24 protein-coding genes and 1 tRNA gene are annotated in these 23,567 nt (G+C 68.6%); 17 read left to right on the top strand and 8 right to left on the bottom strand.

What is annotated here, in order from left to right; all coding sequences use genetic code 11:
- The first annotated feature begins 3 nt into the window (after positions 1-3).
- On the top strand, positions 4-1,932 hold the full coding sequence (gene dnaG, locus ACWIGI_RS06035; RefSeq protein ID WP_454201238.1) for a DNA primase: 1,929 nt from the start codon (positions 4-6) through the stop codon (positions 1,930-1,932).
- 81 nt (positions 1,933-2,013) lie between these two features.
- On the opposite strand, the gene ACWIGI_RS06030 is transcribed toward dnaG, so the two are convergent.
- On the bottom strand, positions 2,014-2,259 hold the full coding sequence (locus ACWIGI_RS06030; protein WP_454201237.1) for a hypothetical protein: 246 nt from the start codon (positions 2,257-2,259) through the stop codon (positions 2,014-2,016).
- Positions 2,260-2,432: 173 nt separating this feature from the next.
- On the opposite strand from ACWIGI_RS06030, the gene ACWIGI_RS06025 reads away from it, so the two are divergent.
- The 3 genes from ACWIGI_RS06025 (at position 2,433) to ACWIGI_RS06015 (ending at position 3,973) form a co-directional block, all read left to right on the top strand.
- Positions 2,433-2,505 (top strand) — tRNA-Asn (locus ACWIGI_RS06025).
- 229 nt (positions 2,506-2,734) lie between these two features.
- Positions 2,735-3,433: a cutinase family protein gene (locus tag ACWIGI_RS06020; protein WP_454201236.1), complete on the top strand. Its 699-nt coding sequence runs from the start codon at positions 2,735-2,737 to the stop codon at positions 3,431-3,433.
- Positions 3,434-3,571: 138 nt separating this feature from the next.
- A complete protein-coding gene (locus ACWIGI_RS06015) occupies positions 3,572-3,973 on the top strand; it encodes a hypothetical protein (protein WP_454201235.1) in 402 nt (133 codons plus the stop codon).
- Positions 3,974-4,031: 58 nt separating this feature from the next.
- On the opposite strand, the gene ACWIGI_RS06010 is transcribed toward ACWIGI_RS06015, so the two are convergent.
- Entirely contained in the window at positions 4,032-4,304 is a 273-nt protein-coding gene (locus ACWIGI_RS06010; protein ID WP_454201234.1) for a MarR family transcriptional regulator, read from the bottom strand.
- 346 nt (positions 4,305-4,650) lie between these two features.
- On the opposite strand from ACWIGI_RS06010, the gene ACWIGI_RS06005 reads away from it, so the two are divergent.
- From ACWIGI_RS06005 to ACWIGI_RS05990, 4 genes are all read left to right on the top strand, one after another.
- Positions 4,651-5,628, top strand: a complete 978-nt coding sequence (locus ACWIGI_RS06005) for a helix-turn-helix domain-containing protein (protein ID WP_454201233.1) — start codon at positions 4,651-4,653, stop codon at positions 5,626-5,628.
- A gap of 150 nt (positions 5,629-5,778) precedes the next feature.
- Positions 5,779-6,360: a gluconokinase gene (locus tag ACWIGI_RS06000; protein ID WP_454201232.1), complete on the top strand. Its 582-nt coding sequence runs from the start codon at positions 5,779-5,781 to the stop codon at positions 6,358-6,360.
- A gap of 317 nt (positions 6,361-6,677) precedes the next feature.
- A complete protein-coding gene (locus tag ACWIGI_RS05995; protein WP_454201231.1) occupies positions 6,678-7,142 on the top strand; it encodes a helix-turn-helix domain-containing protein in 465 nt (154 codons plus the stop codon).
- A gap of 337 nt (positions 7,143-7,479) precedes the next feature.
- Positions 7,480-7,875 (top strand): YdeI/OmpD-associated family protein, encoded by a 396-nt coding sequence (locus tag ACWIGI_RS05990; protein ID WP_454201230.1) that lies wholly within the window; start codon positions 7,480-7,482, stop codon positions 7,873-7,875.
- A 143-nt stretch (positions 7,876-8,018) separates the two neighbouring features.
- Here the strand turns inward: ACWIGI_RS05990 and ACWIGI_RS05985 are convergent, their stop codons facing one another.
- The 6 genes from ACWIGI_RS05985 to ACWIGI_RS05960 are packed head-to-tail and all read right to left on the bottom strand — an operon-like array spanning position 8,019 to position 13,721.
- Positions 8,019-9,221 (bottom strand): cytochrome P450 family protein, encoded by a 1,203-nt coding sequence (locus tag ACWIGI_RS05985; protein WP_454201229.1) that lies wholly within the window; start codon positions 9,219-9,221, stop codon positions 8,019-8,021.
- 17 nt (positions 9,222-9,238) lie between these two features.
- Complete coding sequence (locus tag ACWIGI_RS05980; RefSeq protein WP_454201228.1) at positions 9,239-10,492, bottom strand: cytochrome P450; 1,254 nt, start codon at positions 10,490-10,492, stop codon at positions 9,239-9,241.
- A complete protein-coding gene (locus tag ACWIGI_RS05975) occupies positions 10,489-11,094 on the bottom strand; it encodes a GTP-binding protein (protein ID WP_454201227.1) in 606 nt (201 codons plus the stop codon). The genes ACWIGI_RS05980 and ACWIGI_RS05975 overlap by 4 nt, the downstream gene beginning before the upstream one ends.
- A complete protein-coding gene (locus ACWIGI_RS05970) occupies positions 11,075-11,431 on the bottom strand; it encodes a DUF742 domain-containing protein (protein WP_354986970.1) in 357 nt (118 codons plus the stop codon). The genes ACWIGI_RS05975 and ACWIGI_RS05970 overlap by 20 nt, the downstream gene beginning before the upstream one ends.
- Positions 11,428-11,841, bottom strand: a complete 414-nt coding sequence (locus ACWIGI_RS05965) for a roadblock/LC7 domain-containing protein (RefSeq protein WP_354986969.1) — start codon at positions 11,839-11,841, stop codon at positions 11,428-11,430. The genes ACWIGI_RS05970 and ACWIGI_RS05965 overlap by 4 nt, the downstream gene beginning before the upstream one ends.
- On the bottom strand, positions 11,838-13,721 hold the full coding sequence (locus ACWIGI_RS05960) for an ATP-binding protein (protein ID WP_454201226.1): 1,884 nt from the start codon (positions 13,719-13,721) through the stop codon (positions 11,838-11,840). The genes ACWIGI_RS05965 and ACWIGI_RS05960 overlap by 4 nt, the downstream gene beginning before the upstream one ends.
- A gap of 645 nt (positions 13,722-14,366) precedes the next feature.
- On the opposite strand from ACWIGI_RS05960, the gene ACWIGI_RS05955 reads away from it, so the two are divergent.
- From ACWIGI_RS05955 to ACWIGI_RS05915, 9 genes are all read left to right on the top strand, one after another.
- Positions 14,367-15,110, top strand: a complete 744-nt coding sequence (locus tag ACWIGI_RS05955; RefSeq protein ID WP_454201225.1) for a hypothetical protein — start codon at positions 14,367-14,369, stop codon at positions 15,108-15,110.
- Between the two features lie 61 nt (positions 15,111-15,171).
- Complete coding sequence (locus ACWIGI_RS05950) at positions 15,172-16,548, top strand: MFS transporter (RefSeq protein ID WP_454201224.1); 1,377 nt, start codon at positions 15,172-15,174, stop codon at positions 16,546-16,548.
- Positions 16,538-16,954: a MarR family winged helix-turn-helix transcriptional regulator gene (locus ACWIGI_RS05945; protein WP_454201223.1), complete on the top strand. Its 417-nt coding sequence runs from the start codon at positions 16,538-16,540 to the stop codon at positions 16,952-16,954. The genes ACWIGI_RS05950 and ACWIGI_RS05945 overlap by 11 nt, the downstream gene beginning before the upstream one ends.
- Before the next feature lie 36 nt (positions 16,955-16,990).
- Entirely contained in the window at positions 16,991-17,815 is an 825-nt protein-coding gene (locus ACWIGI_RS05940; protein WP_454201222.1) for an N-acetylmuramoyl-L-alanine amidase, read from the top strand.
- Positions 17,816-18,222: 407 nt separating this feature from the next.
- On the top strand, positions 18,223-18,561 hold the full coding sequence (cutA, locus tag ACWIGI_RS05935) for a divalent-cation tolerance protein CutA (RefSeq protein ID WP_454201221.1): 339 nt from the start codon (positions 18,223-18,225) through the stop codon (positions 18,559-18,561).
- A 705-nt stretch (positions 18,562-19,266) separates the two neighbouring features.
- On the top strand, positions 19,267-20,154 hold the full coding sequence (locus tag ACWIGI_RS05930) for a helix-turn-helix domain-containing protein (RefSeq protein WP_454201220.1): 888 nt from the start codon (positions 19,267-19,269) through the stop codon (positions 20,152-20,154).
- Positions 20,144-20,350: a DUF397 domain-containing protein gene (locus tag ACWIGI_RS05925; RefSeq protein WP_454201219.1), complete on the top strand. Its 207-nt coding sequence runs from the start codon at positions 20,144-20,146 to the stop codon at positions 20,348-20,350. The genes ACWIGI_RS05930 and ACWIGI_RS05925 overlap by 11 nt, the downstream gene beginning before the upstream one ends.
- Positions 20,351-20,568: 218 nt before the next feature.
- On the top strand, positions 20,569-22,431 hold the full coding sequence (locus tag ACWIGI_RS05920) for an amino acid transporter (RefSeq protein ID WP_454201450.1): 1,863 nt from the start codon (positions 20,569-20,571) through the stop codon (positions 22,429-22,431).
- 229 nt (positions 22,432-22,660) lie between these two features.
- Positions 22,661-23,566, top strand: coding sequence for a metal-dependent hydrolase (locus ACWIGI_RS05915; protein ID WP_454201218.1), 906 nt, complete (start codon positions 22,661-22,663; stop codon positions 23,564-23,566).
- Position 23,567 lies beyond the last annotated feature (1 nt).

The following is a 23,567-nucleotide window of genomic DNA, read 5'->3' as shown; positions in this document are numbered from 1 at the left end:
GCCGTGGCCGGCCGACTTCCAGACCGCGATATCGCGGCGATTCGTGAACGTGTTCGGATCGAGGATGTGGTCGGTGAGTACGTCTCGCTGAAGCGCGCGGGCGCGGACTCCATGAAGGGGTTGTGCCCGTTCCACGACGAGAAGTCGCCGTCGTTCCACGTGCGGCCCAATCACGGCCATTTCCACTGCTTCGGCTGCGGTGAGGGCGGTGACGTCTTCGCGTTCCTGCAGAAGATCGAGCACGTCGGCTTCATCGAGGCCGTCGAGCAGATGGCCGACCGGCTCAACTACAAGATCACCTACGAGGGCGGCGGCACCTCGGTCCAGCGCGATCGCGGCACCCGCTCGCGCCTGGTCGCGGCCAACGCCGCCGCGCACGAGTTCTACATCGCGCAGCTGGGGACCCCCGAGGCCGAGACCGCGCGCACGTATCTCACCGAGCGCAATTTCGACCACAACGCCGCGCACCAGTTCGGCTGCGGCTACGCGCCCGGCGGCTGGGACACGCTCACGAAACACCTGCTGCGCAAGGGTTTCGAGTTCAAGGAGCTGGAGGCGGCGGGGCTGTCGCGGCAGGGCCAGCGCGGGCCGATGGACCGCTTCCACCGGCGGCTGCTGTGGCCCATCCGCAATCTCGGCGGCGATGTCATCGGCTTCGGCGCGCGCCGGCTGTTCGACGACGACACCATGACGGCCAAGTACATCAACACCCCGGAAACGGTGCTGTACAAGAAGTCCCAGGTGCTGTTCGGGCTCGATCTCGCCAAGCGCGAGATCGCCAAGGGGCATCAGGCGGTCGTGGTCGAGGGGTACACCGACGTCATGGCCATGCACCTGTCCGGGGTGAAAACCGCTGTGGCGTCCTGCGGTACGGCCTTCGGTGACGAACATCTCGCGCTGCTGCGGCGGCTGCTCATGGACGACAACTTCTGGCGCGGCGAGATCATCTACACCTTCGACGGCGACGAGGCCGGGCAGGCTGCGGCGCTCAAGGCGTTCAGCGGTGATCAGAAGCTGGCCGGGCAGACCTACATCGCCGTGGCCCCCGACGGCCTGGATCCGTGCGAGCTGCGCCAGCGCTCGGGCGACGGGTCGGTGCGGGATCTGGTCGCGCGGCGAGTCCCGCTGTACGAGTTCGTGATCCGGGGTCTTTTGGCCGAGCACAATCTCGACACCCCCGAGGGGCAGGTCGACGCGCTGCGCCGGGGCGTGCCCGTGGTCGCGCAGATCAAGGACAACGCCCTGCGCAAGGCGTACGCGACCAAACTCGCCGGGTGGGTCGGCTGGGACGACATTCAGATGGTCGTGCGCCGGGTGGGCGACGAGGCCCGCAAGAACGCGCGCGGCGCGGCGAGCGGGGCGGCCCCGCGCCGGGGCGTTCCGGAACGGGAAGCAGCGCAGCCGGTTTCCGCGCCTGCCGCGGATCGGCCGTCGCCCCGTGATCCGGCGCTCATGGTGCAGCGCCAGGCGCTCATCGCGGCCCTGCAGTACCCCGCGTTCGCCGGGCCGGTGTTCGACTCCCTCGAGTCCGATGTCTTCACCCATCCCGCGTTCAAGGCCGTGCACGCCGCCATCGCCGAGGCGGGCGGCACGGCGGCCGGGCTGGGCGGTGCGGAGTGGGTCGCCGCGGTCGCCGACAACACCGACGACCTCACCCTGCGGGCGCTGGTCTCGGAGCTGGCCGGTGAACAGCTGCCGGTGAAGTCCGAGGCCGACATCCCGCGCCTGGTCACCGGCGTGCTGGCGCGCGTCCAGGAGTCCTGGGTGGGCCGGCAGATCGCCGAGCTCAAGTCGAAGCTGCAGCGCATCTCCTCCACCGAGCAGTCCGAGGCGTACTTCGCGCTGTTCGGGGATCTGGTGGCGCTGGAGCAGTACCGCAAGAGCCTGATGACACAGGCGATGGGCAACTCCGAGGACTTCGCCGGGCGCTGATCTCTCTCGCCGGGCTTCGCGCTCCCGATACGCCTCGCGCCCGGCACATGTCGAATGTGCCGGGCGCGAGGCGTTTTCGAACTATCGACGCAGCTGGTCGTGCGGCACCATGATGGTGGTCCGCTCGTCCAGCGGAACCATGGGCTCCAGCTTGGGCTGCGTGCTCAACTTGTCCGACAACCGCTGCCGGCTCACCTGAACCAGCTTCCGTGTGACCGGACTCTCACTAATGGCGCGGGTGGTCTTGCTGATCTGCTCATACCGGGCTCGCCCGGCCTTCGCGCCCAGCACATACCCGGCCGCGACGCCGATGATCAACCGCAGCATGTCGAGAAGCTCCTCCCGTAGGCCAGTCAGCGCCCCCCATCCTGCCTGACACCCCACCCCCCTGTCGATCCGCCCCCCACCGACATGTCCCCAGGTAGAGAGCCGATTTGGGAACTGAACAACCCATGCGCTAAAGTTTTCTCCGGTCGCCCGAGAGGGTGACCGGGACACAATCCCCTATAGCTCAATTGGCAGAGCAGCCGACTGTTAATCGGCAGGTTTCTGGTTCGAGTCCAGATGGGGGAGCAGAAAAATGCCCCTGACCAGGTCTTCTGGTCAGGGGCATTTTCTTTGTCGGCGCAATTTCGTGCAAATCCACTACTTTCCCACAACAGCGACGCCGCTACTTTTCCGCTTCTCCGGTTGAGTCGATTGCCTCGCATTCGGGTACGGGGTGCATTGTGCTGATCGGGAGACGAAACTCGCCCGTGTCGACTGCTGGCGACAGAGCGGGCGGGCGCAATACATTGGGCGCATGGGTGAACGATCTCGAATTCTGCTGTGTTCGACGGTGATCGGGGTGGCGCTCGTGGCGCCGGTCCTGCCGGGCGCGTCCGCGGAGCCCGGCGGCGGCTGTGCGGAGGTGCGGGTCGTCAACGTGCGGGGGACGCTCGAACCGCAGAGCGGCAGTCTGTTGCTGACGCCGCTGGCCGAGCGGATCGTCCGGGAAAGCGGGGGCGGGGCGGTCACCGAGCTCGAGTACCCGGCCTCGATGGCGGCGGACAGCGCCGTGCGTGGTGTCGAGAACCTGACCGCTACGGTCAACCGGGCCGCGGCCGACTGCCCGGAGCAGCGGCTCGTGTTGCTCGGGTACTCGCAGGGGGCTCGGGTCATCGGCAACATGCTGAACGGGCGGAGTGAAGTGACGGACCAGGCCGCCGCGCGGATCGACGCGATCGCGTTGTTCGGGAGTCCGTTGTTCAACGGGGCGGACTCGTTCAACCGTGGTGAGTTCGATCCCGCGCTGTCGGGCGTGGCCGCGCTGCCGGTGGGGTCGGCGGGGGAATTCAGTGACCGGGTGCGCTCGTTCTGTGCCGGCGGCGACCGGGTGTGTCAGGGCGGGGACCCGGTCGTGGGATTCGGGAACGCGTTGAGCCCCGGGCATTTCGCGTACTTCCGCAATGACTATCGGGATCAGGCGGCGGTTTTCGTCAGGGAGCGGCTCTCCTTGTAGACGCTGCGGTTCAGCGACCGGGTATAGGGCACCTGCCCGATACCCGGCGGGGCACCGGACTTCTAGAGTCGGCCTTCCCATTGGTTCGATGTGAAGGAGTGTGGATTCTTGAACCTTTCGACCCGAAGGACGTTGCCCGTGCGGAGTGGGCAAGTGCTCACGACCGTCGTCGCGGCGGGTGCGCTGTTGCTGGCCGACCCTGCCCTGGCGGCCGCTGACCCTAGTGTCCAGGTGACACCGGGTCGTGCCCGGATCAAGGTGGTCGTCAACGGGACCGAGTATCCGCCCGATCGGTGCATCGTCGATCCGGACGCGGATGGGAACACGCAGAGCATCGGCATCACGCCGGGGGCGAATACCGTTGTCGCGGAGAACGTTGCGCCGGGCTCGCGGCGAGTGCTGGTGTGGTGCCCGCAGGGCGGTGTCATCTGGCAGGGGCAGGTGGACGTGCAGCCGGCCAATGTTCCGCTGGATCTCTCGGATCGGGCGCTGGCCGGCGCCGGGAGTAGCGCGCAGGTGACGGACCCGGCCCTGCGCTGACGCTCACGCCGGCTGCGGTACGCCGGTCGGATGCCACCCCCACCCGAACCCCCGATCGTCAGCCGCAGAGCGCGATCGGGGGTTCGGGGGAGGGGAGATCCAGGGCGGCGCGGCCTATCGCCGTTTTGACCCAGCGGCGTCCGCGGAGGCTCAGGCGCCAGCGGGGGTCCTGGGTGGTTTGTTCCACCATGCCCGAGCGAGACAGGGCGGCAAGGGATTTGCGGACCGCACGAGGGCTCGTTCCGGTCTCGACGGCGAGGTCGTGAACTGTCAGTGGGGTCGCGCGGACGTGTAGGGCGGCCAGTACTCGTACCTCGTTGACGGCGGTCATCGTCGAATCCCTTCCCTCCCAGTGCGAGCCGACCACGAGGGTCGGCGCGTGACGGCTCTGCTTGCGGGCGATCGGGCGTCGAACTGCCGCGGGTCGCGGCGGGACACGCGGCCCGCGGGGTTGGCGAGCCGGATCGCCCGACGGCACCTTCGGCGTACCGGGTGCTGGCTCCACGGTACGAAGCCGTGGATCGTTCGTGCAGCGATATACGCAGACTGTCCAGAAGGTTCGGCGCGGGCTGCGTTTTTCGGACAGATTCCGGGGTGCGGGGCGAATCCCGCATTCCGTGGCGGGCCCGGGTGAATACTGTTGGCGAATCGCCAGCTTCCGCCCGGAGAGGTTACGCATGACCGAACACCGGCTGGTCGAGGCGCGCCGGGAAGAGCTGTCGTCCCGGGACGCCGAAGAGGCCGTCGCCTTCGTCACCCAGATGTATTCGGACAACGCACTGCGGTTCTGGGATGCCCCGCCGCACAGTCGCGTTCGCACCACCGCCATGGTGTGGGGCGAGGTCATCGCCACCGAGATCCGCAGTTCGATCGGCTACAGCTGCCACATCGCGCCCATTCACGACCACGTGTACTTCGAGCGCTCGCTGCGCGGACGCGCCCGATTGCGGGGCGGCGGTCACGACTTCCAGCAGCACCGCAGAGATTTGGTGATGTTCCCGTTCGGGGTGCCGATCATTGCCGAGTGCGACAGCCACGACGTGAACCTGCTGCACGTGCCGTACACGATGATCACCGACCTGGCCGCGCTGTCCGGGGTCGATCCGTCGGAGTTCCGGTTCACCGGGCTCGAACCGAGAGACGTTCGGAGCGAACGATTCTGGGGCAGGTTGTTCGACCTCACCCACCACGAGCTCACCGCCCCGGATTCCCCCGTGCTGACCGAGCTGGTGGTGCAGAACCTCACCCGCACCCTGGCCGCCGCGGCCCTGGCGGTCTTCCCCAACACGACCATGGACCTGCACCTGCAACCCGGCCCCGGCGCGGTGCAGCCCACGGCCCTGCAGCGCGCGGTGGACTACATCCAGGCCAATCCCGGCCACCCGATGACCGTCGCCGAACTGGCCGCCCAGGCCGGCACCAGTGTTCGCGCCCTGCAGAACGCGTTTCGCCGCGAACACGACATGACGCCGCTGGAGTACCTGCGGATCGTTCGACTGGATCGCGCCCGCGCCGACCTGGCCGCCGCCGAGCCCAGCGACGACATCTCGGTGTCGATCGTGGCCGCGCGCTGGGGGTTCAGCCATCCCGGCCGGTTCGCCCAGGTGTACAAACAGACCTTCGGGCATTCGCCGAAGCACGAGCTGCGCCGCTGAGGGGCCGGCCCGCCGACACGGGTGACGTGGTGCTCCCGGGGACGGTGCGTCCGCTTTGTCGTCGATCGGCCCGGCCCGCCGGAGCATCGGACGCCCCGCTGAGCCGCGTGTCCCATACCGCATCGGGTTGTGCGGAGGAAGCATGTACCCATGCGGGACAACAACACTGACCCACCGCGTGTGATCGTGGTCATGGGCGTATCCGGCGCGGGCAAGTCGACCGTCGTGAATCTCCTGGCGGCGCGGCTCGGCTGGCGGATGCTCGAGGGCGACGATCTGCATCCTCCCGCGAACATCGCGAAAATGGCTGCCGGACAGCCACTCACCGACGCCGACCGCGCGCCTTGGCTGGCGGCGATCGGCAAGCGGCTCGGCGAGCACGCCGGCGCGGGCGAGTCGGCCGTCGTCGCCTGCTCGGCGCTCACCCGTTCGTATCGGGACCGGCTGCGACAGACCGCGCCACGGAACCTGATGTTCGTCTACCTGCACGGCACTCGCGCCGATCTCGAGCGGCGCACGGCGCACCGGGACCACGCCTTCATGCCCGCCGCGCTGTTGGACTCACAGCTGGCGACGCTCGAGGAACCGGTCGGTGAGGTCGACGTCGTGCGTGTCGAGACCGGGCCCCCCGCGCCGCACGTCGCGGCCGAGGCACTCGCGGCGCTCCGGTCACGCGGCTTTCTGCCGGATCCGCCGACGGACAACACGGTGCCGGTAGTGCGCAAGCTTTGAAGTGGCACCGGGTTTCGGCGAGATGGCACAGGTGAACTACCCGGATCGGCGGTGCTTATCCGCTGTTCGCCGCAGATCGGGGGGAGACGTTTCGTCTCTCCTCCAGCCTCGTTCGGATAGGCTGGCAAGCCTGTGCCCGCAGGGGTCGCTGCCGGAAACTGTTGTCGTTGCGGTCGTTTGACCAGTGATTATCGGGGTCGGGGGCCGTGGGCACGCCGAGGAATGGGACGTGCCCGGGATTTCAGGGAACTCGTGGCAACCTTTCGGGTGCTCCAGCGGGAGTGGAAACGACGGGTCGAGGAGGCCTTGTGGCGAAAATGGGCAGGCGGAAGCGGTCGCGGCTGTTGACCCAGGGGCTCCTGGTGCCGGATGGGGGCGCGCGCAAGCAAGGGGGAGAGGCCGGATCGGCGGAGGTGAAGGCCGTGGCGGCCGCGCCCGCGGCCAAGGTGGAAGCCGCCGCGAAGCCCGCGGCCGCGACGAAGGCCGAGCCGGTGAAGGTGCAGGGCACCGCGAAGCCGGCCGCGGCCGAGCCCGCCGCCGGGGGCGAGCCCGATCTGAAGGCGCTCTCGGACCGGATCAAGGCGCGGCGCAAGGAGATGGGCTGGACGCAGGCCGATCTGGCGCGCACCAGCGGTCTTTCGGCCAACGCCGTCAGCCAGCTCGAGCGGTGTCTCAACGAGGATCCGGCCGCGGACGTGCTGGCCAAGCTCGACACCGGGCTCGAATGGCCTTCGGACACCGCGGATTCCATCCTGCGCGGCACCGAACTCGCGCGCGCCTGAACGAATCACGTCCGGGTATCCGGACAGCATGCCGGCCGAGAGCCCGACGACGCGCGGCTTCCGCGCCTCGGGCTCGAGGCGGCGTAACCCAGTGATCCCAGCCCCCGATCCGCCCTTCTGAGCGAATCGGGGGCTCGACCGCGTTCGGGTGGAAACCCGTGACACAAAACCGGTAGATCGGGTGGGTGCCGTGTTGGGCATGCCGGAAGCGGGCAAGACCCTGAGCCGACGCGAAATCCACAGCATCGGAAACCCGACAACGGTGTCCACTATCGCCACGACTGCGCGTAATAAAACTGCTCATTTGATGAGCACTTTGCACGGAATCATGATTCCCATGACCGACGCGAACTACCCCGAGCCGATGCGATTCGAAACCACCGCGCAGTGGGAAACCTGGCTGACCGAACACCACGGCGACCCCGGCGGGGTCTGGCTGCTGATCGCCAAGAAGAACTCGGGGCTGCCGCTGCTGAGCATCGAGGACGCCGCGTACGCGGGCCTCTGCTTCGGCTGGATCGACAGCCACCGCCGCGGCTACGACGATCACACCTTCCTGCAACGGTTTTCGCGCCGGCGCCGCAACAGCCCGTGGTCCCGGATCAACGTGGGCCGGGTGGAGTCGCTGATCGCCGCCGGGCGGATGCGCGCACCCGGGCTGGCCGAGATGGCCGCCGCGCAGGCGGACGGGCGCTGGGCGCGGGCGCTCGGAACGGTGGTGGCAGCTTCCTGACAGGGGCGCCCAGCTTCCTGCCGGATGCGTTTCGTCCGGGCAGGTTCAGGTCTGACAGGTGCGTCCGCACTGGATGCGCGGCCGCCGAATCACAAGCTACCCAGCGGGATTCGCCTCGACAAGAGCGAACCCCGCCGGCGCGATCAGCTCAGGCGGATCGGCAGGGCCGCCACGTCGTTCTGGGTCAGGACCGGCAGATTGCCGATCTCGCTCAGGGGCGCCGCGAGATTCAGGCCGGGGAAGCGATCGAAGAGCGCCGGTAGGCCGATGGCCGCCTCGAGGCGGGCCAAGGCGGCCCCGGGGCAGATGTGCGGGCCGTAGCCGAACGAGATGTTGCGGGACGCGGTCGGGCGGGTGATGTCGTACGCGTCGGCGTCCGCGCCGTGGATCTGCGGGTCGCGGCCCACCGCGCGGTAGGAGATCACCACGCCCTCACCCTTGTCGATCACGGTGTCGCCGACGGTGATGTCCTCGGTGGCGAAGCGCATGAGCAGGTGGGTGACCGGGCCGTCGTAGCGCAGGGTCTCCTCGATGGCCTGCTTCCACTCGACGTCGCCCGAGCGCAGCAGCGCGAGCTGTTCGGGGCGGGCCAGCAGCGCCCGGGTGGCGTTGATGATGAGGCTGACCGTCGTCTCGTGCCCGGCCGCGACCAGCGCCTTGAGGTTGCCGACGACCTCTTCCTCGGACAGCGGCTCGCCGCCCTCGTCGGCCAGGATCAGCGCGCTGGTGAGATCGTCGCCGGGTTCGGCGGTCTTGCGGCGCACCATCTCGGTGAAGTAGACGTCCAGCTCGTCGATCACGCGCAGCCGCTCGTCCTGCGGGGTGAGCATGGAGAAGAACGCCTTGTACCAGTCCAGCAGCATGGCCTGGTCCGAGCGCGGCACGCCCATGAGCTCGCTGACCACCTGCATGGGCAGCGGGTAGGCGAAGACCTGCTTGAGATCGACCACCGCGCCGTCGCGGCCCGCCTCGTCGAGATCGTCCAGCAGTTCCTTGGTGAGCCGTTCGATGGTCGGCCGCAACGCCTCCAGCCGGCGCGGAGTCAGCGCCTGGGTGGTCTTGATGCGCAGGCGGCGGTGCTCGGCGCCGTCCGCGGTGAACATCGAGGTGCCGGCGTCGATCATGCCGATCAGCGGCCACTGCCGGGTCACCACGCCCGAGGTCCACAGTCCCCAGGCGTTGATGTCCTTGATCAGGCGGGTATCGGTGAGCAGTTGCCGGGCGATGCTGTGATCGGTGACGGTCCAGGCGGGTACGCCGAGCAGTTCGATGCGGCTGATCGCGCCCGCCTCGCGCAGGCGGGCGGTCTCGCCGTCGAGGTCGCTCACCATGAAGTCGATGGGCATGGCATGGGGGCATGAAGTCACTGGAAACCTCCGACGGCACGAACTGGGCTGAAAACAACAGGCAGGGAAGTCATTCCGCGCAGGAAGGGTGACGGCCGCCGGACCAGCTGCGTGACGGGCACCGCCAGGTCGATGTCCGGCAGCCGGTCCAGCAGCACCTCGATGCCGGTCCGGGCGATCACCTCGGCGATCTCCTGCGCGGCGAAGGGGCAGCGGTATTCGCCGTGACTGAACGCGAAATGCGCGCTGTTGCCGTTGTGCACCGCGGAATCGGTGACGCTCTGGCGCACGTGCGGATCGGCGTTGGCCGCGGCCAGGCCGAGTAGCAGCAGGTCGCCGGCGCGAATCGTCCTGTCGCCCAGGCGGGTGTCGCGGGCGGCCCAGCGGCCGGCGAGGATCTGGGTGGGGGTGTCCTCCCACAGCACCTCGTTCATGGCCTGCCCGACGCTGCGGCGGCCGCCGCCCAGCGCGGCCGCGAAGCGATCGTCGGTGAGCATGAGCCGCACCGAGTTTCCGATCCAGTCGGAGGTGGGCAGCTGCCCGGCGGCGACCACCGCCATGAGGTCCAGCACGTATTCGGTGTCGGTGAACTGATCGTGGTGCGCGAGCATGCGCGAGACCAGGTCGTTGCCGCGCACGGCCTTGCGCTCCATCAGCAGCTGCTGCATTTCGCCCATGAACACGGCGTAGGCGGACTGCGCGTCCGCGCCGCCGTCGGCGAGCGTCTTCATGACCCGGGCCAGGTGCGGGCCGCGCTCGTCGGGCAGGCCGAGCAGCCAGGCCAGCGCCAGCACCGGGAGCGGGACGGCGAAGTCCGCGACCAGGTCGGCGTGCCCGCGACCGCAGAACTCGTCGATCAGGCGATCGGCCAATTCCTCGCAGTGCCTGCGCAATTCGAAGGGGTCGACCGATTCCAGCGCGGGCTCCACCATGGCCACGTGCCTGCGGTGCTCGGCCCCGGCGGTGCTGTAGATGGACGGCATGGGCGGCCCGATCATGGGCAGCAGCGGCCAGTCCTCGGGGATGTTGACCCACTGGTTCCACAGGCTCGCGTCACGCGGGAACAGCTCCGGGCTGTTGGTGACCTGGTGGATCTCCCGGTAGCCGATCACCAGCCAGGCCGGGATGCCGCCGGCCAGCTCGACGGCCGCCACCGAACCGTGCTCGCGCCGCATGTCGTTGTAGAGCGCGCGCGGATCGGTGTGGAAGCGCGGCCCGCTCAGCGGCACGACCCCGGGCGGGGTGGTGATCGGGCAGCCCGAGGCGGTCATGACGTTGTCTCCGAGCTGTAGAGGTACTCGACCAGGCTGATCAGCACGCGCTTGGACGAATCACGCTGACGGGCATCGCAATCGACGAGCGGGACCCGAGGATCCAGGTCGAGGGCGTCGCGCACGTCCTGATCGGTGTGCGGGGTGTCGCCGAAGTTGTTGCAAGCCACCACGAACGGCGTGCCCTGATGCTCCAGGCGGTCGATGGCGTACCAGGAGTCCGAGATTCGATGCGGATCCACCAGCACGATCGCGCCGAGAGCACCGGTGAAGAGCCGGTCCCACAGGAACCAGAACCGCTCCTGCCCCGGCGCGCCGAACAGGTACAGCACGTGCTCGTCGTCGATGGTGATGCGCCCGAAGTCGAAAGCCACGGTGGTGGTGGACTTGTCGGGCGCGCCGGTGGGATCGTCGATGCCGTGGCCCACCTGCGTCATGGTGGCCTCGGTGTCCAGCGGGCGAATCTCGCTGACCGAGCGCACCATGGTGGTCTTGCCGACGCCGAACCCGCCGACGATGACGATCTTCAAACCCTGGCTGGCGGAGGCGTGCAGGGGTGCGTCGGCCCGCGCGGGACGGGGATCAGAGATTGCGGAGTCCAACGAGTACCTTCTCGAGGGTGGTGGAGTCCGGCAGCGAATGCCATTGCGCGGCAGGGCTGTGCCGCGGATGCCGGACAGTGATCTTGCCCGCGAGCAGCAGGTCGGAGAGCAGAATCGTGGTGATGCCGACCGGGAGCCGCAGTTCGGCGGCGATCTCGACGACCGCGGCCGGGGTGCGGCAGATCTGCAGGATCGCCGCGTGCTCGGATTGCATGCCCGGCGCCGGATCACATTCGCTGACAACGAGGGTCACGAGATCGAAGGCGTCCGAATCGGGCCGGCTCCGTCCGCCGGTGAGGGTGTAGAGCCGGTCCGGATCCTCCTGTGGCCTGGTCACGACACGCTCGCGCCCCGGACCCGCGGAGCGGCGGCCAAGTGCTCGCCGAGCTGCTCGACCAACTCCTTCATGTTGTGGCCGACCAGCCCCGCGTCGGCGTCCTCGGCGGCGACGACGGCGATATGGGCCCCCACCCCGGCCTCGACGATGAACAGGATGCCGCCGTAGAACTCGGTCATCGACTGGCGCACCCCACCGCGCCCGTCCCCGAACTCGACCGACGCGCCGTGCGAGAGACTCTGCATGCCGGCGGCGATCGCGGCCAGCTGATCGGCGCTGTCGTTGCCCAGCTCGGAGGTGTGGCAGATCTTCAGCCCGTCACCGGACAGCAGCAGGGCGTGCCTGGTGCGCGGGGTACGGACGAGCAGCTGCTCCAGCAGCCAGCCCAGCTGCGTTGCCGAGAGGGTCATCGATCGGTCTCCAAGGGCGGGGGTGGGTTCGCCGGACCGGCGTTCTCGCGCCCGGTCACCGCACGCTGGAAGGCGCCCAGCGCGGCGGGTGAGGGGGTACGGGACGAGATCGGATACGCCGGTGCGGCGGGTGCGGACAGTCCCTGCGGATGAGCCGCGGCCAGCGCACTGCCCCGCTGCCGCTTGGGCAGCTTGGCGGTGGCGGAAGCCGGTGGGCTCGCAGGGTTTTCGTCACCGGCCGGATCGCGTCCGGGCAGCGGCGCGGTGCTGCCCGAGAAGCCGGCGGTGGGGTTCGGGGGCGTATTCGCGGCCGGGGAGCTGTTCGCGGCGTGCGAATCCGGAACCGGGGACTGCCAATAGTCCTGGGCCGGTGCGGGGTCGGTGGTCCGGGGCGGTTCGAGCGCCGGCGGGGCCGCCGCGAAGCGTTCGGGGGCGGAACCGGCCAGGGCGGCGGTGGAGCCCAGCATGCCGGTGGTGTTGTCCGAGAGTGCGCGCGCGGCGGCGGTATTGGCGGCGGGCTCGGCCGTCAGCGCGGCGGGCAGGGTGAAGAAGTCGTGCGAGGCGCCGGGCGGCAGCGCTTCGGGTTCGGCCGCCGACGCGAGGGCGGTGCGCCGGGGCAGGACGATGGGCAGGCCGGGGGAGGTGGTGGTGCCGCCCGCGAGCACGGGGATCGACGGACCGGCGGGCCGCGCGGGCTCGGGGGCGGGCGGCCGGGGGCGTTCGAGGCGGGTGGTCAGTTCGCGGGGGACGACCACGACCACGGCGGTGCCGCCGATGGCGGACGGGCGGAAGGAGACGGTGAGATCGTGCTTGCGGGCCAGATGACCGACGACGGGCAGGCCGAGGCGGGTGCCCGAGAGCGAGGACAGATCCGACTGTGCGCCGCGGCCACCGGCCTGCGCGCCGTCGCCGACCGCGAGTTCGGCTCGGCGCAAAGCGGATTCGCTCATGATGAGGCCGCTGTCCTCGATGGTGATGACCACGCCGGCGGGCACCTCCGCCGCGTACACGTGCACCTCGGTGGTGGGCGGGGAGAAGTTGCAGGCGTTGTCCAGGAGTTCGGCCAGCACGTGCATCACGCCCTCGGCCGCGTGCCCGGCGACCGCGAGTTCGGCGACCGCGCGCAGGCGCACCCGCTGATAGCCCGCGACGCGGCCCATCGCGCCACGCAGGATCGATTCCATGGCAATGGGTTTGGCCCAGCGGCGGCCCGATCGCGCGCCACTGAGCACGGCGATGCTGTCCGCCAGGCGACCGGCCTGGGCGGTGCGGTGATCCAGTTCCAGCAGATCTTCCAGCACGCGGGGGTCGGCGTGCCGGTGCTCCATCTCGCGCAGTTCGGCGAGCATGCTGGTGCTCATCGCCTGCATGCGACCGGCGGCGCCCGCGAAGGCGGCCATGGCGGCCGCGCGCCGGTTCTCGCTGTCCCTGACCTCGCGCGCCCGCTTGGCCAGGGCCTCCTCGAGGGCCTGGGCTCGGTTGTGCACCTCGGTGATTCGCGCATTGGCGCCCGCGACGCAGTCGGCGATCCGGGTCCGGGTCTCGGCGATCGCCGCGGCCTCGCCCAGCCGGGCGCGCTGGGCCTGGAGCCGGAAGTAGACCGCGGTCGTGACCGCGGCGCACAGCAGCACCCCGGCGATCGATCCGCCGATGGTGAGGACGGTGCGTGATTGTTCGGGTGCGGTGAACACCACCGCGACCACTCCGGCTGCGGCAATCGCCGCGCACGCCAACAGCGTTCCGACCAGCTGCCCGATACCGCGAACGGTATCCGGCCTGCCGCCCGGCGGATTCGATGACTCCGACAAGCTTCGCACTTCCGCACTCACGTTCACCGAGGCGAACACCCCGGCGCGACCGAGCCCCGCGGCGGTGCGCACGAAATGCGCCTACCGGCAATCGGATTCGGATCTCGCGGAGGAGCATAGGCGTCTGAGAAGGTTGGCGCTACCCGAGAGCGAACGCCCCGGCAAACCGCTGTCCCGCTCAGTGAGGGGCGCTCGCGCCGGGGTGAAAGCTACTGGGGAGTAGGGGATCACGCGAGGTGGGGACCGCGCGCCGGGCGGCTCGGCGGCGCGCGGCTCGCCGGGCTCGGCCCGTCCCGTTCGGTTCGCCGTCACACCGGCATCGACGAGAATGCCGGTGCGCGTCCGGCCCGCGGGTCGACATCCCGCGTGGGTCGCGTGGTGCGCCCTCGACGGCCCGAGATCCGACCGGCGTCGTTCGCAGTGATCGGATTCGGCGCGAACCCCGGCCGGAACGGTGCTACTCGCTCGATTCCGCCGGTGCTGCGGCCGTAGTCGCGGCGGCATCGTCGATCCGGGTCCTGATGGCCCGCTCCCACGGGCTGGACGGGGAACCGTCTCGAGCGCGCGAATCCGTCATCCGACACGGAACGGTCATGGTTCTGGCGTGCCGCGCTCGGCGTGTCGGAGGTGTGCGGGCCGTTCTCGTGGGGTGCAGGGGGGAAGCTGGGAGTTTGCACGACATCCGACGCGGAGGTGGCTGTGGGCTATCGAGCAGGGTTGATCGGGGCAGTGGTGGCGGGCGCGTGCCTCGGGGTCGCGGGGGAGGCGGGGGCCGCGCCGGAAATGCCGCGGGTGGACGTGCCGCCGCGGACGTCCATCTCGGTGCGGTCGGTGGTGCCGGGGGTGCAGTGGGGGACCGCGAACGAGCGCGAGTCGCGGGGCGGGCTGTCGATCGTCAAGCTCTACATGGCCGACTACGCGCTGCGGCACGGGGACGGATCGGCGGAGGATAAACAGTTGGGGGAGCGCATGATTCGCTACTCCGATGACGGCGCCGCCGACGCCATGGCGGCCAAGTATCCGCAGGCGATCGACGCGGTGGCCGCGGAGTATCAGCTGTCGGCGACCCAGGGCGCGGGCGGCTGGGCGGTCTCCTCGACCAGTACCGCCGACGTCTCGGATTTCCTGGCGGCCAAACAGCGCACCGATCCCGAGAGCCCGGTGCTGACCTGGATGTCCGAGGCGAGCCCGGTCGCCGCCGACGGGACCGTGCAGGACTGGGGTACCTCGCGACTGCCGCAGGTGCAGGGCAGTAAATGGGGCTGGGCGGATGTGGGGGTGCCCGAGGTCGCCTCGGCTTCGTACGGACCGGGATTCACGGTCGCCGCGCACACCTACGGTACCGCGGACGAGCAGACCGAGGACGTGCTCGGGGCGGTGACCGGGCTGGTCACCGAACTCTGGACGGCCAATTCCACGCCGTGCCTGCTGCCGCAGATCGGCTGGTGCGGCCCGGCGTGAGCGGCGTCCGTGACCGTGGACACCCTTGCCCACAACACGCTTGTAGTTTCACAATAGTTGCATGACGACAACCATCGGCGAGCTGAGCGGGCGTCGCAAGACGATCATCCTGGTGACCTGCTGCCTGAGCCTGCTCATCTCCTCCATGGACGCGACCATCGTCAATGTCGCGATTCCCGCGATCCGGTCGGATCTCGGCGCGTCGATGTCGAGCCTGCAGTGGATCGTCGACGTCTACACCCTGACCCTGGCCAGCCTGCTCATGCTCTCGGGCGGGCTCGCCGATCGGTTCGGGCGTAAGCGCGTGTTCCGGATCGGGCTGCTGATCTTCGCGGCCGGCTCGCTGCTGTGCAGTCTCGCGCCGACCATCGAGGTGCTGATCGGCGCGCGATTCCTGCAGGCCATCGGCGGGTCCATGCTCAACCCCGTCGCCATGTCGATCATCACCACCGTGTTCACCGGCCGCGTGGAACGTGCTCGCGCCGTGGGTATCTGGGGTGCGGTGGTGGGAATCTCCACGGCCCTGGGCCCGCTCGTGGGCGGCGGGCTGATCGATTCCCTCGGCTGGCAGTCGGTGTTCTGGATCAATCTGCCCATCGTGGCGGTCGCCTTCGCGCTCACGACACTGTTCGTGCCCGAGTCCAAATCCCTCGTGCCGCGCGGAATGGATTGGCCGGGGCAGCTGCTGGCGATGGTGGTGCTGTTCACCCTGGTGTTCGGACTGATCGAGGATCGGCCCCGCATGCTGATCATCACCGCGGTGGCGCTGCTCGCGTTCCTGTGGCACGAGGCGCGGCACCGTACGCCGTTCATCGATCTGCGTTTCTTCCGCAGCGTGCCGTTCGCCTCGGCCACCCTCATCGCGGTGTGCGCCTTCGCCGCGCTGGGCGCGTTCCTGTTCGACATGTCGCTGTATCTGCAAGGCACACGCGGATTCTCGGCCGCGCACACCGGGCTGCTGTACCTGCCCATGGCGCTGGGCATGCTCGTCTTCTCGCCGCTGTCCGGCCGGCTGGTCGGTCAACGCGGCACGCGGCCGTCGCTGCTGGCGGCGGGCGCGCTCATGGCGGTGGCGGCGGCCGGGCTCACCCGCCTGACCCCCGACACCGCGCTCTGGCAACTGGTGATCCTGTTCGCGCTCTTCGGGATCGGCTTCGGCATGGTCAATGCCCCCATCACCACCGCCGCCGTCAGCGGTATGCCGCTGGACCGGGCCGGTGCGGCCGCGGCGGTGGCCTCCACCAGCCGTCAGGTCGGTGTGAGCCTGGGCGTGGCGCTGTGCGGCGCGGTGAGCGGCGCCGGATTGTGGTGGACCATCGCCGCTTTCGGGGTCGTGATCTTCGGCTTGGGGGTCGCCGCCAATACCGAGTGGGCGTACCGTTCCCGGGATCGCGTCGCCCCGCTGCTCGAACAGAAGGTTTCCGCCCATGCCGGATGATCCGAACCCCGACGAGGTCTGGCAGTCGCTCGCCCACGTGGTCATGGACACCCGGGACGGGTGGAAGCGGGCGGTCATCGAGCGAACCGGGTTGCCGTTCAGCAGGATTCGTATCCTGCGCCGTCTGCGGCCGGGACCGCTGACGGTCAAGGGGCTGGCCGATGCCGCGACCATGGACGCCCCGGCGACCACGGTCGCGGTCAACGATCTCGAGGAACGCGGTCTGGTGGTGCGCGAGGTGGACGCGGGCAATCGCCGGCGCAAGCTCGTCTCGCTCACCGCGGCCGGGCTGGAGGTCGTCGCGGTCGCGGTGGCGACCCCCGATCCCGCGCCTCCAGCGATCGCCGAACTCGGTCCGGACGAACTGCGCGTACTGCGCGATCTGGTGCGCAAACTCGAGCAATGAGGCGACCCCGCCGTCCGGCCGCCGTAGGGTGGCCGGGTGCGATACCGACATCTCCGGGCTCTTGCCGTGGTCTGCGGCGCATTCCTGATCGCCGGTAGCGGGCAGGTCGCCGCCGCCCCGATCGCCGCCGCCCGGCCCGCGGCCGATCAGCTCGCCGGACTCACCGAACTCGCGGCGCGGGCACCCGGCACGCGCTGGCCCGCCGTACCGGGGTTCGCGCGCACGGTGGTTCTGGATCCCGGCCACAATGGCGGCGGCGCCGCGCATCCCGAGGTCATCAACGCCCAGGTGCCCGACGGGCGCGGCGGCAGCAAGGTCTGCAACACCACCGGCACCAGCGCGAACGACGGCTACACCGAACACGAGTTCAATTGGGACGTCGCGGTCCGGGTGCGCGATCTGCTCACCGCGCGCGGTATCCGCGTGGTCATGTCCCGCGACAGCGACGACGGCGCCGGCCCCTGCGTGGACGAACGAGGCACCCTCGGCAATCGCGTCGATGCCGCCGCGGTGGTCTCGATCCACGCCGATGGCAACACCGGTGCGAACGCCCACGGCTTCCACGTGGCGCACTCGTCGCCCCCGCTCAACCCCGCCCAGGGCGAGCCCTCCACCCGCCTGGCCACCGCCCTACGCGACGGCTTGCGCGGCGCGGGCTTCACCCCCTCCACCTATATGGGCGCCGACGGCCTGAACCCCCGCCCCGACCTGGCCGGCCTGAACTTCGCCGAACGCCCCGCCGCCCTGGTCGAGTGCGGGAACATGCGCCACCCCGGCGACGCGGCCCTGCTCGAGTCCCCTGACGGCCGTGCACGGTTGGCCGTGGCCCTGTCGGATGCGATCGTCGCGTATCTGGGCTGACCGCCCGGTCGTAACGGCCCGGTCCGGCTGGTGGCAGAAGCGGTCCACTGCCAGTCCCAGGGGGCTGAGGCTCACTGCGCGGAATCTCGCGCATCGAGGGCTTGCCGACCCTTGGGTACCAGCCACGAAAGCAGGCGGCCAATCTGCCGGGCTCTTGCGACGAATGGGTTGCGAAATGAGCGACGAATCAACCAGCAGTGCCACGACAAATCAACCAAGGCGATAGCGACATATCAACCGACCAGGGGCTGGGAATCCAGCCATGATCGGCATGACGATGGCAGAGGTCAGTAGTGGGACTCGGCTGCGCGGTTCCGGTGATGCGGGGTTGGGGTGCGGTTCCCGGACATGAGACCAGCTGGAGGACTTGATGTCCAGAGCCTGTGAGCTGAGGGAGACTTGCTGACATGGCAGCGGATGAACTTGTAGACGTGTCGATCGCGGGACCTGACGAAGAACAGCTCGCGGCGTTCACGCGGCTGCTCGTCGAACAGGGTCTCGCCGCTTGCGGGAACATCATTCCCAGGATCAGATCGATCTATCGGTGGCAGGGGGAGATCGAAGACGAGGGTGAAGCGCTCGTCATCCTGCACACCAGGCGCTCGCTGGTTCCCGCCATCGTCGACGCCGCGAACGAGCATCATCCTTACGACGTACCGCAGGTGATCGCGGTGCCGATAATTGGAGTCCACGACGGATACGCGCGGTGGGTCATGGATTCGACCCGCTCCGACGGGCACGCCTAGCGCGCAGTTCCACGAAGTAGTCGGCCGGGATCTCCCACTCCCACCGCTGAGGCGGAGACACCGTCACCAAATCACCAACGGCAAGAGCGAGATTCGCCCGGTACCCGATGTGCGCGAGGGTCGGCGTGATGATTGCCCACGCGTTGACGTTCTCGCAGATCTCCTTCAGCCGAGCCGTCGGCGCGGTCCAGGCTTCCGATCCCACGACAACCTTCACGACATGGGCGCCAACCGCGTCGGCCCGCGACCGTGCCTTCTGCTCGAGGTGTGCGAGTTCGGTTGGACCGTCCGTCAATGGCCCGTAGATGTAGATGATCGCCCTATCCCGCCGCATGGGTCCGGCCTTTCCTCTCCTGACATTGCCCCGCAAGGAATTCCACCGCCGCACTGAGTCGTAGGCACTCGCTCGGATCGTGGTCGGAGTGGATCTTGACGATGCCTTCGGCTCTCGCGACGCTCACCGGATCTATCCGTGGGTCGGCGCAGTTGTCATAGCCCGAGACGTGCATGTCCGCCCTTTCTGTAGGGGCGTCCGGCTGAGGAATCCAGTCCGGCCGCCTGCGCACAGCAGACCTCTCGACCGGCACAGGTAGGCACTGATTCTGGGAACCCAAAAAACAATCCCGAAACCGCAGCGCATCTCCCGATCCCTCTGCAACGATTTTCCCGAAACGGGAATGCAATTCGGTCCGAAACGGGAACGACATGGCAGACGGTGACAGCAGCATTACCCGCCGCCAGCTGGGCAGGTACCTGAGAGACGCTCGCGAAGCGGTGGGAATGACCCTCGAGGATGCCGCCAAGTTGATGGAGTGGGGCAAAAGCAGCCTTCAACGACTCGAGAAGGGACAGAACCAGAAGATTCGAACCCGGGATCTCGACGGGTTGATCGAGATCTACGCCATCGACCCCGACCGGGCCGCTGGTCTCCGGGGCCTTGCTCAGCAGGCTGCGGAGAAGAGTTGGTGGCACGAGTTCGGGGATGTCATCCCCGCCAACTTCAGTGTGTACATGGCCTTGGAGTCGGCCGCAGAAGCGCTGACGAGCTTCCAGCCCGACCTGGTGCCGGGTCTGCTCCAAACTGCGGACTATGCGCGGGTATTGGCTCGCTCTGCCAATCCGGGCGACACGGCGTACGACCTCGAAGGTCGGGTGCAGTTGAAGATTCGGCGGCAGCGACAGATCACGCGAAGCGCCAAGCCCGCCTCGTTGACCGTCGTGCTCGGAGAAGCCGTGTTACGGAGGATGATCGGCGGCCCCGAGGTGATGTCGGCGCAGCTCCGGCACCTGGCCGACATGGGCACTCGCCCGAACGTCACGATCAAAGTGCTTCCGTTGTCCGCTGGTTACCCGACCGGTGATCAGATCGGCCCGTTCGTGATCCTGGAGTTTGCAGCAGGAATCCGCAACGAGCCGGTAGAACCTACGATCGTCTATGCCGAGGGCTACACCAGCGACATGTACAGCGAGAAGCCGAACACGGTCGAGCGATACGTCCAGGCGTACAAAATTCTCCAGCGAGCTTCGCTGGACGAAACTATCAGCAGGTCACTGCTGCGGGACAAAGCAAGGGAGTACCAGCGTGAACGTTGACCTGTCCCAGGCCAATTGGTTCAAGAGCAGCCGCAGCGGGGGCAGCAAGGAATGTGTGGAGGTCGCGTTCCTCGGCGACGGAGATGTCGGGGTCCGTGACTCGAAGAACCCCACCGGCCCCGCCCTCGCATTCACGCCGGGCGCATGGGACTCCTTCACATCGGACGTTGCCGCCGGCAAGTTCGATCGTCCGTAGTCCGGACGACGGCGTCCTTCCCTCCGCGACTCGCGAGGTGAAACACCCTCCCCTCCGGCGTGGCGTGAGAGCATTTGCCTCAACGTTGCCGAGTCCGGGACGCCGGGCCAGGGGGTGCGGAGGACGCTGTGACCACGACCGAACCCCGGGTGCGCGGCAGGTTCGCCAACTGGCTGCTGGCCGACGTCAGTGAACCGCACTCGCAGCTGCCGGGGCCGATGGCCAAGCCCGCGCCCAAGGAGCAGCGGCATCCCTGGTGGAAGGTCATGTGCCTCACCGGGGTCGACTACTTCTCCACGCTCGGCTATCAGCCGGGCATCGCGGCGCTCGCCGCGGGAGTGCTCTCGCCGCTCGCCACGCTGGTGCTGGTCGCCCTCACCCTGCTCGGCGCGCTGCCGGTGTACCGGCGCGTCGCGGGGGAGAGCCCGCACGGGGGCGGCTCCATCGCCATGCTGGCGGGCTTTTTGCCCAACTGGTGGGGCAAGATCCTGGTGCTGGTGCTGCTCGGCTTCGCCGCCACCGACTTCACCATCACCATGACCCTGTCGGCGGCCGACGGCGCGGCCCATATCGTGGAGAACCCGCTCGTCCCGGACGCCCTGCACGGGCACAACCTCGCCATCACCCTGGTGTTGCTCGCCCTGCTCGCGGCGGTCTTCCTCCGGGGCTTCTCCGAGGCGATCGGCATCGCCGTCGTCCTGGTCGGGGTGTTCCTGTCGCTCAACGTCGTGGTCGCGGTGACCGGCATCGTGCAGGTCATCGAGCATCGGCACCTGGTCACCGACTGGATGCACGTGCTCACCGCGCAGCACGGCAATCCCTTCCTCATGGTGGCGGTCGCGCTGCTGGTGTTTCCCAAACTGGCGCTGGGTCTTTCGGGCTTCGAGACCGGCGTCGCGGTCATGCCGCAGATCAAGGGCAACCCGTCCGATACCGAGGAGTACCCGCGCGGGCGCATCGTCGGCGCGCGCAAACTGCTGACCACCGCCGCGCTCATCATGAGCGTGTTCCTCATCGTCACCAGCTTCATCACCACGATCCTGATCCCCGAGGCGGCCTTCGAGCCCGGCGGCGCGGCGAACGGCCGCGCCCTGGCCTATCTGGCGCACGAACACCTCGGCACCGCCTTCGGCACGATCTACGACATCAGCACCATCGCCATCCTGTGGTTCGCGGGCGCCTCCGCCATGGCCGGCCTGCTCAACCTGGTGCCTCGTTACCTGCCGCGCTTCGGCATGGCGCCCGAGTGGGCACGCCAGATCCGGCCCCTGACACTGGTTTTCGCGGCCATCGCCTTCCTGATCACCTGGTACTTCGACGCCGACGTCGACTCACAGGGCGCGGCCTACGCGACCGGCGTGCTGGTGCTCATCACCTCGGCCGCGGTGGCGGTGACCCTGTCGGCTGCGCGAGCGGGCGAGCGCCACAAGGTCGTCGGGTTCGGCGTGGTGTCGGTGATCTTCGTGTACACCACCATCGACAACATCATCGAGAAGCCCGAGGGCGTGCACCTGGCCGTGCTGTTCGTGCTCGCCATCGTGCTGGTGTCCTTCACCTCCCGGTTCCGGCGGGCGTTCGAGCTGCGCGCGATCGAGGTGCGCTTCGACGACGAGGCCGGGCGGCTCATCGACGAGCTGGCCGCGCGCGGCGAGGTCCGCATCGTCACCCACGACATCGACCAGCGCACGCCGCAGGAGTACGCGGAGAAGGAAGCCGATCAGCGCCGGGAGAGCCATCTGCCCCCGGACGAGCCGATCCTTTTCCTCGAGGTCATCGTCAAGGATCCCTCCGAGTTCAGCACCGATCTGCTCGTGACGGCGGTCGCGGTGGATCAGTACGACATCCTGTCGGTGGAGGCGGCGGCCGTTCCCAACTCCATCGCCGCCATCCTGCTCGCCATCCGCGATCGCACCGGCCGGCCGCCGCACGTGTACTTCGAATGGTCCGAGGGCAGCCCGCTGGCAAACCTCGCCCGCTTCTGGTTCGTCGGCGAGGGCGAGGTCGCCCCGGTGACCCGTGAGGTCCTGCGCCGGGCGGTGCCGCGCCGTTCGCAACGGCCGCATGTGCACGTCGACAGCTGAGTCCCGCGCAGATCACCCCGGCATTACGCATTCGGCCGCGAACAGTGCAAGATCGTCGTTCGGCAGGTCGCCCGGCGTGTCCGGCCGGTGATTCAGCGGTCGCCGAATCTAGATGTAACTAGCGGTCCCATATACGAGTAGAATTTTGCTACGCTCATGCAGCAATCAGTGGGACCCATCACAACGGACCCAGCACGACGCTGTGCCGACAGAACAACCAGGAGTATCGATGAAGCTACTTCCGAAGCGGGGCCGCCGACAGGTGACCGAACCCGGTGAGGTGGCTCTGCACGCCCGTAATGTGCGGTTCGATTGGTCCAACACCAAACCGGTGTGGATGACCACCGAACCCATCGCCTCACACGTTCTCAATGCCCTGAGCATGCTGCTGCCCGAAGGCGAGCGCATGTTCCTGGTGACCTACGGCGAGGCCCTGGAACTGGTGCGCGACGAGAAGCTGCGCGAAGCCATGATCGGCTTCATCGGCCAGGAATCCATGCACGCCGAGAGCCACAACGGCGCCCTCGAAGAGGTGCTCGCCGCGCACGGGATCGACGTCGAACCCTATGTGCGCCAGGCCGAATACCTGTTTCGCAAGACCCTCGGACCGCGCGACATGCGCACCGACGCCGCCCGCCAGCAGGTGCTGGTGGAACGCCTCGGCGTCATCGCCACGCTCGAGCACTTCTTCGCCTTCCTCGGCGACTGGGTGCTCAACGCCGACCTCGAACAGTTCGACGCCGACCCGCAGATGCTGGACCTGTTCCGCTGGCACGGCGCCGAAGAGGTCGAGCACCGCATGGTCGCGCACGAGGTGGCCGAGTACTTCGGGGTGGGCTATGTCCGGCGCGGGGCGCTCATGCTGATCGTGTTCCCGGTCTTCATCGCGCTGCTGCTGCGCGGCACCAAGTACCTGGTCCACCAGGATCCGGAACTGCCGAACCACCGCTACCCGATGCTCGTCGGGCGGATCTTCGCGTCCATGTGGCGCGGCGCCGTCCCCGGCATCCCGTCGCTGCTGATCAGCGCGCTGTCCACCTTCAAGCCCGGGTACACCCCCGAGCCGGTGGGCTCGAGCGCCCAGGCCATCGCCTACCTGGCGCAGTCTCCCGCGGCTCGGATCATGGCCTCGTGAC

Source organism: Nocardia sp. NPDC055321 (genome assembly GCF_053645575.1).
This window is presented reverse-complemented; position numbering and strand designations above follow the sequence as displayed.